The organism is Hydrogenophaga pseudoflava NBRC 102511 (genome assembly GCF_001592285.1).
GTDB classification, from domain to species: domain Bacteria; phylum Pseudomonadota; class Gammaproteobacteria; order Burkholderiales; family Burkholderiaceae_C; genus Hydrogenophaga; species Hydrogenophaga pseudoflava.
On record NZ_BCWQ01000005.1, the window covers coordinates 244,026 to 253,992 of the forward strand.

The 9,967-nt window shown below is 60.5% G+C and carries 10 protein-coding genes; 2 read left to right on the top strand and 8 right to left on the bottom strand.

Features of this window, described 5'->3' with window-relative positions; all coding sequences use genetic code 11:
- Positions 1-43: 43 nt before the first annotated feature.
- The 7 genes from HPS01S_RS08670 to HPS01S_RS08700 form a co-directional block, all read right to left on the bottom strand.
- Positions 44-448 carry an HNH endonuclease gene (locus tag HPS01S_RS08670; RefSeq protein ID WP_255284189.1) on the bottom strand — a complete coding sequence of 135 codons (405 nt, stop codon included), beginning with the start codon at positions 446-448 and terminating at the stop codon, positions 44-46.
- 384 nt (positions 449-832) lie between these two features.
- Positions 833-1,804, bottom strand: a complete 972-nt coding sequence (locus tag HPS01S_RS08675; RefSeq protein WP_066153988.1) for a GIY-YIG nuclease family protein — start codon at positions 1,802-1,804, stop codon at positions 833-835.
- Between the two features lie 3 nt (positions 1,805-1,807).
- Positions 1,808-2,248, bottom strand: coding sequence for a hypothetical protein (locus tag HPS01S_RS08680; RefSeq protein ID WP_066153991.1), 441 nt, complete (start codon positions 2,246-2,248; stop codon positions 1,808-1,810).
- Positions 2,249-2,273: 25 nt separating this feature from the next.
- Positions 2,274-3,089 (bottom strand): hypothetical protein, encoded by an 816-nt coding sequence (locus tag HPS01S_RS08685; protein ID WP_066153993.1) that lies wholly within the window; start codon positions 3,087-3,089, stop codon positions 2,274-2,276.
- Positions 3,090-3,182: 93 nt separating this feature from the next.
- Positions 3,183-3,701, bottom strand: a complete 519-nt coding sequence (locus tag HPS01S_RS08690) for a hypothetical protein (protein WP_066153996.1) — start codon at positions 3,699-3,701, stop codon at positions 3,183-3,185.
- Positions 3,702-3,815: 114 nt separating this feature from the next.
- Complete coding sequence (locus tag HPS01S_RS08695; RefSeq protein ID WP_084397186.1) at positions 3,816-5,264, bottom strand: Arm DNA-binding domain-containing protein; 1,449 nt, start codon at positions 5,262-5,264, stop codon at positions 3,816-3,818.
- A complete protein-coding gene (locus HPS01S_RS08700; protein ID WP_066154000.1) occupies positions 5,257-5,505 on the bottom strand; it encodes a hypothetical protein in 249 nt (82 codons plus the stop codon). Before HPS01S_RS08700 ends, HPS01S_RS08695 begins: the two co-directional genes overlap by 8 nt.
- A gap of 153 nt (positions 5,506-5,658) precedes the next feature.
- On the opposite strand from HPS01S_RS08700, the gene HPS01S_RS08705 reads away from it, so the two are divergent.
- Positions 5,659-5,886 (top strand): helix-turn-helix domain-containing protein, encoded by a 228-nt coding sequence (locus HPS01S_RS08705; RefSeq protein WP_255284185.1) that lies wholly within the window; start codon positions 5,659-5,661, stop codon positions 5,884-5,886.
- Between the two features lie 34 nt (positions 5,887-5,920).
- Here the strand turns inward: HPS01S_RS08705 and HPS01S_RS08710 are convergent, their stop codons facing one another.
- A complete protein-coding gene (locus HPS01S_RS08710) occupies positions 5,921-6,124 on the bottom strand; it encodes a hypothetical protein (RefSeq protein ID WP_066154006.1) in 204 nt (67 codons plus the stop codon).
- Between the two features lie 548 nt (positions 6,125-6,672).
- On the opposite strand from HPS01S_RS08710, the gene HPS01S_RS08715 reads away from it, so the two are divergent.
- The coding region (locus HPS01S_RS08715; protein WP_157576155.1) for a CHC2 zinc finger domain-containing protein at positions 6,673-9,967 on the top strand (3,295 nt) is incomplete at its 3' end.

The window sequence follows — 9,967 nt, forward strand, 5'->3', positions numbered from 1 at the left end:
GCGCAGCTCCAGCGCCCCCACGCTGGAGCTGTGAGCGACGCTGCTAAGCCAAAGCTTGGGAGTTGATGAATACGCCGTCGAAAACCTTGTAATGGGGTCTGACTTTTGGGTCGAGCTCCACTGCACCGCTCTCTTGAATCGTGAGCAACCCCCTGTCGTAGAGTGCATGCAGGTCCCGCCGGAGCAATATCCCGTCTTCGGCGCTGTTTTCCCCCTTGCGCCAGTCGCGGCCGAATATGTGCGCGGCTTCGAGTGCTTCAGGCACTTCGCATCCGCTCACAACGCACCGTCCCCCACAAGCACGAAAAACTGCATCGCGAAAAGCCTGCTGCTGCGGCCGGACTTCAACCTGCGCAAATCGGGCCACCCGCTCCTCAAATGACGAAGACTGAGGGTCAGTCTCTTGGTCTTGAAAGACCCCGCCGCAGCTCGCGGCCAGAGGGGGCATCGCAGCCGCCCCCCATTGGACGTAGCAACGGCGGCGCTCGACCTCGTCATCGACGATGTGAAACTCGTCAAACAGTCCCTGGGAGCATCGACGTGTTTCTTTATCGACGATGTGCCTGTGGCACTCGATCTTCAATGCTGATGTAGCTGAACATCGCCCCCTGGAAGTCTTGGTTGCCTCTCATCGTCCTGGTATGGGTCGTTCGCCGATGGCTTCAGATCGTACTGGCCGACGCCAGCATAGGCGGGGGATTTTTCAACGGCCTGCTAGACATCCGTAGGTACTCCTGAGCGCGGAGGACTACCAGCTCCTCCGCCGACCTGGTGGACCCACCTGCAGTCAAGCGAGAGCGGTTGACCGCTCCCACCCTTGCTGCGCATTCCCTCACGAAGCCCAAAGGCTGTCCCACAACCGCAGCATCGCCCGCCCACCAGGCAAGGCCTGCAGAACGCTGCGGTCCTCGACACACAGCAGCAGGGTGCTCTTGTCCTTCCAGTCGAACTGGATGCGCTTGAGCCAGGAGTGCTTGCGCTGATCTGCCCGGACCTTGCCCGTCTCGAACATCCAGAACATGGAATCGCACATCTGGTAGCGGATCGACAGGACCTCGGGCTCCCACATGTCCTTGATGCCGTGCAGGCACACCAGCTCCCCGTGAACCACTGTCAGCAGTACCTTCACTTTCTCGCTGGCGCCCTCCTTCGGCTTCGAACCCCGCTCAGCCTTGCGCCACGTGATGGTCAGTTCATCGTTGAGGCGTCGCAACGTCTTGACGATCTGGTTCATGTGGGCCAGGTTGGCCTGCGCCGCATCGAACTCGCGCCGCATGCGCCGCTGGCGCGGACAGGGACGCTTGCTCTCCTCCTGCGCTTGCTCCTCAGTGATCAGGTGCGAGAGGGTGACCAGCCCATCACCGTTGTCGGTCAGCGGCGTGTTCTGAAGGATGTTGACCGCGTAGCTCATGCCCTCGATCGCAAACCACTCCGTGCCGCCACCCCACGCACCGCCATCTTCAGCGACCACATTCAGCCGAAGACCGTCGAGCAGCCGGTGCAAGCCGCGCTCGACCTGGTGCGCCCGAACCCGGCTGGGGAACAGTGCCTGCAGCGAGTTCTCCAGGTGGATCTGTCCGGATTCAGGCAGCGATTGCGCGCGCATCAGCGGTTGGTTGCTCACACCGATCTTGAACCGCGGTTCATCCTTGTGGACCAGCAAATAGACGTAGCACTGCTGGGCCTGACGCTCTGATAGCGGCCGGTGGTCACGCTGAGCTGGGTGACGGCGTTTGCACACCGCCCCGGTGGACGTGCGTTGCATCTGCCAGCTGAAGCGGGACTTGGACATCATCTTGTGCATGGCTCACTCCTTGCGGTCAGAAGAGGTCACCGGCACACGACCCTCGATCGGGACACAGATCGCCCGCTGGGGGGTGCACAGCTGCCGATCACCCTGGCCCAGGGTCTCTTCGGTCAGCTCGGCACCGAGCAGCGCGGCGAAGCTGCCTTTGGCGGCGTAGACCCACCGATCGGTGGTCACCTCCAGCCTGAGGGGATCGCGGCGCTTGTGCCTGTCGGTCACGACCAGCGCCTGGAGCTTGCCCGCCGGTTCGGACGCCTGGACGTAGTCCTTCTTGAGCTCCAGCTCATTGCCGACCGTGAAGACTGCCGCGATCATCACTGCCGATACCGACATCAGCGCCATGAGCTGCCACCAGGTCCCGCCCCGCTCGGAGCGCATCACCGCCGTTTGAACGTCTTGATAATGGTCTTGGCCTGGCTCTTTCGATTCGTTCTGATTCATTGCCTTCTCCTTCTTGTGAAATCGTTCAAGCGTTCGGGGACGTCCAGCGCACGAGGTCCTGCCAGATGTGGCTGACCTTGGTGGTGCGCAGGTGCAGGCGGGTGAGCAGGCGCGCATGCTTGCTGCGCAGCTGCGTGTCGTCTTCTTCCAGGCCGGCCATCATTCGGGGGATCTCGGCGTAGGGCCAGCCCAGCAGCAGGCCTGAGAGCAATGCACCGTCCATGGGGAAGTTCTCGGTCAGGTTCCGAAGGGGGGCGGACAAGGCCTTCATTCGGGCACGGCGGATGTCCTCCAGCGTGGCTTGCAGGCCCTGGCGCCTGGCCACGCTGTGGGGATGCGCGCACAGGAAGTAGCCGCAGCCGTAGAAGAGACCCGCCGCATGCATCAGGGACGACTCGATCGGCTCGACACCGTCGGCCACAGACAACGCCCAGGCCAGCTCGGTCACCATCTGGAATGGGGTAATCCGCATGAAGCCCCGATCCATCGGGTGCACCAGGCGGCCGGCCCGGGTGTCCTTGACGACAAAGAAGCTCTCGAGCAGCAGGTCATCGCCCAGCGCATCGTCGATGAAGTCATCGATCGCCGAGTCACCACAGCGCACCCGACCCGTGATCACCCGCTCGCGCAGCTGGGTCAGAAACCGGGGATCCATGCGGTGGTCCTGATCGGGATTGAAGAGATTGGGGATCTCCCGCAGCTCGGCCGCAGCGGGGATGTGCTGCTCGGCCCAGAGGGTCTGGATCAGCGCTTCGGTCGCCGGGCTCCACAGGCCGTGGTGAGCCGGGGTAGCGATGTGACGCTCGGGCGGCTGGGCTGGGAATTCTTTGGGTGAGTTCATGGAATGGCTTTCTGATGAATGGAGGTAATGAGAGGGGTGCGGGAAGCGGCCACTGGCCAACAGGGCGGCTTCCCGCGTGGGGACAAGCGCTGGTCAGGCCTCAGGGGTGCTGGCCGGGCCGTCATCGGTGGGCGCCGACGGGTCGGCACCGGCTGAGTCAGCAACGGAGGCATCGGCGTTGACTTCAGACTCGGTCTTGTTCACCACGATGCTCAGCCCATTCGCCAAGAGCGTCCGGTCGAGCTCGTGTGGATGAAGGGTGATCACAAAGCAGGCGCTGGCGGTCTGCAGCGTCAAGCGCCACCTCCCTTCTTCCGCACGGCTGATCAGGTCCTCGATGTGATTGGGGTGCATGCATTCCAGGTGTTCTGGCAGGATGGAAAAGAGCGCGATACCGTCGAGTTCGTAACGGGTGACGAGCGTGGCGATGGCATCGGCTGCGTCGGCACTTGCGCCGGCCTGCTCGTGCTGCGCTTCGAGCGCTTTCTGGCGCCACCAGCGCTGGCTGGGCTGCACGGTCTTCCTGGCTTGGGTCTTGGCCTTGAGGTTCTTGCGGTTCATGGTGATGTCCTTGTTCGGTTCAATCGGTTGATGGAAGGTGTGGCCACGCATCCAAGGTCTCATGCGAAAGGCCGTTGTCAAATCCGGGCAAGGCTGCGCCCTGCCCCCTGCCCTGGCGCTTTGCAGCGCACTCGCAGGGAGAACTCAATGACTGGTGTTAGGGTGTCAGCGCACGGCCAACGCCATGCGGCTGGTGCGACGTGATGGCATCGCACCCGTCACGCATCCGAGCGGCGGTCCGCCCTGGTTGTGGGGCGTGCGATCCGCGACACGCCGGGTAGCAGCGATCCGGCCGCGCGGCTTTGGAATGGCCATCGGCGACTGGTGCTCGATGGGCACATAGACATCCCTGCGCGGCAGGCCACTGGGCTGACGCAGGCCGACCGTGCTCGGGTCTTCAATGCGTACCAATGGGCCCGCACCCATGCGGCTGGCCAGCAGGCGATCCATGGCCGAGCCGTCCTGTCGCGTCATGTTGGGCACGTAGCGGCTGTAGGTCTTGAACAGCATTTCCGTGCTCGTGTGGCCGAGCTGGTGCGCGATCCATTCGGGCGCCTCTCCGGCGGCCAACCACAAGGTCGCTGCGGTGTGTCGGGTCTGGTAAGGACGCCGCATCTCGTAGCCCAAGTGGCGCAGCAAGGGATACCAGACCCGCTTGGTGAAGTTGGTGTTGTCCAGCGGCTCACCCAGCAGGTTGCAGAACACGTAGACCGAGGCACGGCCGGTGATGGCCTGCTGCCGCTTGAGGGCCTCGTACACCGGTTGGCTCATGCGGATATCGCGCTGGCTGCCATCGGTCTTGGTGTAGTCGTCTTCACCCAGAACATGGGTCTCGCGCACCAGGATCAGCCGGTGTTCGAAGTCCACGTACTTCCACTTCAGGCCATTGATTTCGCCGGTACGCATCCCGGTCAGGAACCTCACCTGCAGGTAGTCCTTGAAGTCAGGTCGCACGGTGGCCAGGATGGTCTGGACCTGATCGAGCGTGAACGGCTGGACATCGGTCTTCTTGACCCGCAGTCGCTTGATGTTCATGGCCGGCGACGTAAACTCGAACCGGTCAGCAGCTTCGGCCAGGATTTGCCTGAGCGTGCCCATGATTTCATTGATGCGTTTGGGGGACAAACCCACCTTGTCTCCGCGACCTGGTTCTTTGGCGAGAGCGGCGCGGAAAGCAAGGATGTCTGTCTTGGTGATGCTGCTGACCACCTTGCTGCCGAAATACGGCTTGAGGCGGCCATCAAGCGTCGAGAGCAGCGAGCGGATATGGCTGCGCCGCCACTCGATGCTGCGCTCTTGCACCCACTGATCGGCGAAATCGCTGAAGGTGGGGCCGGTGTGTTCTGGCTCTTGAACCCGCTTGCCTTCGGTCTTCGACTCGGCAGGTTCATGAGCTGACTGAAACCTGGCGGCCATGGCACTGCCGGGAAAGAACTCCGAGTACTCGAAGCGCCCCTCCTTGATGGCAGCCACCATCTTGTCCACCACTGCCTGAACACGCTTTCGGTTGGCAGGCGTGTCCATCAGCGCCGTCTGCTCGCGGCAGCGGACACCCTTGTAGGTAAAGTCGATCTGGAGCTTTCCAGTCTCCTTGCGGGCAACGACCTTAGCCATGGACCATGGCTCCGTTGGCCATTGGGATGCCACTGATTCCGACGGGCTGGTTGACAGAAGGAATCTTCATGTCCCGCTCGATGGCTTCCCAGAGAAAGAGGATCTTTCTCCCACCGAAAGGTCGAAAGTAGTGCACCCCCTCAAGAAGGACACTGTCCTTGAGTCGTTCCCGGATCGTTCGCGGGTCGTACTTGATCTTCCCAGCGAGTTCTTCAGTGGTCAGATACGTGTGCTCGGTCATCGTGCTCTCCTGTATGATGAAGCGATCAAGCGATAAAAATATTCATCACTTGCTGCCTATCTTACACATCAACGATGACTTTGCAAGTCATTTGATAAATATTTTTATCGTTCGACGTCTTCTCGCATCATGATCAGGTTCAAGCTCGGAGAGATGATCGAGAAACGGCAGTTCAGCGAAGGCCGCAGGATCACGATCAACGAGATCGCAACGAGCACCGGGCTTAACAGGATGACGCTGTCAAAGATCCTTAACCAGAAGGGTTATGGCACGGGCACCGAGACGATCGACAAGCTGTGCGCGTACTTTGGATGCCAGGTGGAGGACCTGATGGAACATATCCCTGAGGACGTTGCAAGAGAGCCGGAGCAGTCGCTCTGAGGGCGCATCTTCTGGCTTTGGACAACCTGATCTGTTACCGCAAGTCTTCAGCCGTCAGTCCAAACTCGGACATCGTTCTCTTGATGTCCTCTATGACGTCCTCCTTCTGTGCGCCCTCATCGATTTCTGCGACGGCGAAGAGGGCACTGACCCCACGCATGAGCTCAAGATAGCGGTGCTCGCTGAGCTGCTCTGCGCTTGCCCTCTTGGGCTGTCGGTGCTGAACGTTCTTCATCATCCGAGATTTTCCCATCGCACTAAGGGTGCCGGACAGGCACGGCAGAACCACGAATGTGCAGGGGGAGCTTGAGCCGGGTTTTCCTGCTTACGAACAGCCGGTGTGCAGCGGTTGCAGACGTCCGTCGTCGTGCACTGAATGATCGGCGTGGGTCAGATATCGGACATTCGGCTCTTCAGGCACCGGCTAAGCCGGTATGAATGCAGCCAGGTTCCGCTACCGACCCGTTGCTGCCAGTCAAGGCGCACCAAATCTGCATGACAACGGCGCCTTGCCCTTAGGCATCCGGCTACCCGTAAGCAGCTACTTGTGGCCACTGATACTCGGCCATGAGCATCGGCGATCGACTCGCTGACCCCGCTACGCCTGACGGCAAATCGCACCTTAGCGTGCATGCATGAATCAACATTGGTGCCCCGCGGCTAAACTTTATCTATATGGACCGTTCTTGACCATCGGCGGCACGTTTGTGGGGGCTCCGATAAAGAGCGCCAAGCGACCCGTAGCAGAGCAGGCCGAGGTCAACGCGCCAACAAGGGAGGAAAAAAGTGCCAAGAATCGACTACGACAGGCTTCTTGCCAGCGTTCCAATCGATGAAGTTGCGAAGCGTCTGGGCATGGAGCTCCGCGTTGAGACCAGCACGAAGGCGAAGGCTCTATGCCCATTCCACGATGACAAGACTCCGTCTTTGCTCATCGACTCAAGTCGAGACCGCGGCCGACAGCATTTCCACTGCTTCGCCTGCGGCGCACACGGCGATGCAATTGATCTGGTCAAGGAACGTCTCAATGTCGGCTTCAGAGAAGCCGTAGAGTGGCTGTCCAGCGGCTTTGCAATCGTCTCGACGGGAAAAACTCCAAGCACGCGTCGGTCCAAAGTTAGTAGCGGATCAGAAGCCAGTTCGGGCCTTGAGCTGGCACTGAGCATGTATCAACGCAGTTCTAGTGCTGAACGCCTTGACGCATGGATAGCTGAGCGGAATCTCGACCCAACGATCATTCGGCGGGCTGGCTTCGCGCATGCGAGCAGCAACTTCCTTTCCGGAAGAATTGATGCGGAGAAGGATGGATCTAGAAAGCGCGAACGAGCAGGACTTCTGGAGGACGCCTATCTCATCAGACGACTGTTTCCGGGCGTCAGAGCGGCGCAGCATATGCCGCTCAACGCGGGCGACGCGTCGTCGACTAAGTACGGCGACTTCTTCGTTGGTGAGCGTGTCGTCTTTCCGCTGTACGACGACCAGAAGCAACTGGTCGGCCTTGGGGCTAGGTCTACAGGCGGTCCCGGCGGATCAGCCAGCCCGAAGTACCAGTTCACGCGCGGCTTCGCGAAGGCGCGAGTCCTCTATCGCGCCGAGTACGCCTTTGAAAGGCTACGACAAGGTGCAAAGCAGGGAAAGAAGGAGCAGTCGCTCTATCTGTGCGAGGGGTTTCTGGACGCGTTGAGACTAGAAAGTGTCGGCCTCAATGCGGTCGCCGTCATGGGTAACGCGCTCAGCGAGCAGCAAGTCCAACTGATCAAGGTCTTGTGCGATAGCTTGCCTGGTCAGGCGACCACGGTGACGGTGAATGTCTGCTTCGACAGAGACGAAGCCGGCCTGAGGGGCGCCGCCGACGCATGCCTGAAGCTGTTGGCAGCCGGTCTTGACTGCAAATTCTGTTGGCCTACCGATGCGAGATTGGGTGAAGTGGGCGTGCCAGCAGAACACGCCAAGGATCCGAGCGACTACTTTGCAACTCTGCAGGCTGGGATAGCGACCGATCTTCTGAATCAGTCTACCTACAACGCATCGCTGGCTATCCTTGCCTTCGCGTTCGGCACAACCGCAGACGACACGCTCAATGACTCGACTTGGCTAGCGGCGCCTCGCTCTCGAAGGATGCGCGCCTTCACGCGTGCATCAGGGCAGCTGAGGCGAGTTGCCGGCAAAGATGCCGCTTCGCTCGTCCAGATCGGCAGTCCGACCGAGGGGAGTTCACAGAGCGTTCAAGCCCTGAGGGACTGGGCGGCTCATCTAGCCGAAGCCAAGGCGGACGCGCACGGCTCGTTGTCAGAGGAGTTTCTCAACGACGCTCGGGCCCGACTGAACCATGCTCGCCTTCTGGCCTACATGGGCTCGAAACGAGGCGAGCTTCCTTGTGATGAGCCGCGTTGGGAGCGTCTTGACATCGCTGCAACGGCGTTCAATGCGCTTCTGATTGAGCGCTTGAAAAGCCGGCATGCCGAGCCAGTGGGTTCCTATGACGCAGTTTGGGTTCCTAGAACCTTCGGGGGATCGGACCCACGGCTCAAGATGATGCCGAGGCCAGAGGACCTCACGATCCAGCAATATCTGCTGAACGAGATCCTCACAGAACGATGGGATCACAGCGCGTACTCGGATTCAACGTTCAGCCGGTGCATTCCGGCAGTTCGCTATTACCGCGAGGAGCGGCGGACAGTCACGACTGGCTTTGATAGCGATGGGAAAGGCAACTGGGGTGAGCTGAGTGCGCGCACCCTGAGCTTCGCCTATCAGATTGACATGGATGTCGTGGAGGGCAGGCAACCAGCCTCTTCGCAGGGCATGTACCGCCCGTTCCATGAGTGCTGGCTCGATTTCATGCAGTCGGTTTCACGGCAGGTTTCCGAGATTGGATACGTGTACGCGGTCCGTCTCGACGTGAAGCGCTACTACGACCGTCTGCGCCGCTACGTCGTGCGGGACAGCCTTCAGGCCCGCCTTAAGCGGGCGATCGAATCCGTCACCGGCGACACCCCTGGATTTGCCGAGCTGCTCGGAATGCAGGCAGGCACGCTAGGCGCAGCAGAGAAGGCGACAACGGTTCTTGAGAGGTTGGACGAACAACTCTTCGGGGTGGCCTACCGTCGGCCGGATACAGGCACCGAGGAGGAGTCAGACCCGACGCGTGGCATACCGCAAGGGCCCGTTCTCTCGGCGTGGATTGGCTCGATAGCGCTCTTTCCACTGGACCAGGAAGCCAACCGAATCATCGAACGGCTCAATACGGAGAAGACCCGCGTTGGCTACGCCCGATATGTCGATGACATCGTTCTGCTGGCCGACAGCCCGACTGCCCTCAGTGAGATGCGCGAGTCGATTGATCGACATGCGCGAGCGCTTGAGTTGACGCTCTTGGCCAAAGCTGACGAGATACCCGCAATGAGTGCGGAGGAATTCTTCGTATACATCAATCAGGGTAGAGCTTTGGCTGCGTCAGGCCCCGCATGGGAGCCGCCGCTTATCGGCGATGGCGAATCCGGATGGGAGTTTTGGTCCATCGCACCAACCACGGATCGCCAATCTGCACTGCAGCTACTTCACAACGTCGAACTCTACAAGGCGCCTGTTGCGAACATCATACAGACAGTCAAAACTTCTCTAAAAGCTCCAGACCTTAGAACCTCTGAGCTGCCCAAGGCCGCGCGCCTTCTGTGGTACGCGATCGCATGCCAACACGAGGTGGACGCTACGCGCGTAACTGCTGCGTCAGCTTGGACTACATACCTGACGCTGTGGAATGAGTGCGTGCAGGGGGCCTCCTGGCACCTGCTCCCGGAGAAGCACTCCTGGGAATCACCGCTTCTGTTCGGGCTTGAAGGTCTTGAGCATCTGCTTGACACGAAGACCCGCGATGTTCAAGAACTGACCGCTGAAGAGAACGTCACACGTCGCAAAAGGATCGCCTTGCTGGCAGGCCTCGTGCTTGAGCCGGGATTCAGCACGCCCTTCAACGACCCGCTTTCCGGGCCCAAATACCAACGCGAGGCGAGATATCAGCTCTTGGCTTGGAAGGCCTGGCGCGCCGCCGGTCAGACCGCCGAACCTGGTAGGAGCTCTG

Excerpts from the sequence above, each read along its gene's own strand:
- HPS01S_RS08700 (WP_066154000.1), bottom strand. The coding sequence starts at position 5,505 with ATGACCGAGCACACGTATCTGACCACTGAAGAACTCGCTGGGAAGATC.
- HPS01S_RS08705 (WP_255284185.1), top strand. The coding sequence starts at position 5,659 with ATGATCGAGAAACGGCAGTTCAGCGAAGGCCGCAGGATCACGATCAAC.
- HPS01S_RS08710 (WP_066154006.1), bottom strand. The coding sequence starts at position 6,124 with ATGATGAAGAACGTTCAGCACCGACAGCCCAAGAGGGCAAGCGCAGAG.
- HPS01S_RS08675 (WP_066153988.1), bottom strand. The coding sequence starts at position 1,804 with ATGCACAAGATGATGTCCAAGTCCCGCTTCAGCTGGCAGATGCAACGC.
- HPS01S_RS08695 (WP_084397186.1), bottom strand. The coding sequence starts at position 5,264 with ATGGCTAAGGTCGTTGCCCGCAAGGAGACTGGAAAGCTCCAGATCGAC.
- HPS01S_RS08670 (WP_255284189.1), bottom strand. The coding sequence starts at position 448 with ATGCCCCCTCTGGCCGCGAGCTGCGGCGGGGTCTTTCAAGACCAAGAG.
- HPS01S_RS08690 (WP_066153996.1), bottom strand. The coding sequence starts at position 3,701 with ATGCGTGGCCACACCTTCCATCAACCGATTGAACCGAACAAGGACATC.
- HPS01S_RS08685 (WP_066153993.1), bottom strand. The coding sequence starts at position 3,089 with ATGAACTCACCCAAAGAATTCCCAGCCCAGCCGCCCGAGCGTCACATC.
- HPS01S_RS08680 (WP_066153991.1), bottom strand. The coding sequence starts at position 2,248 with ATGAATCAGAACGAATCGAAAGAGCCAGGCCAAGACCATTATCAAGAC.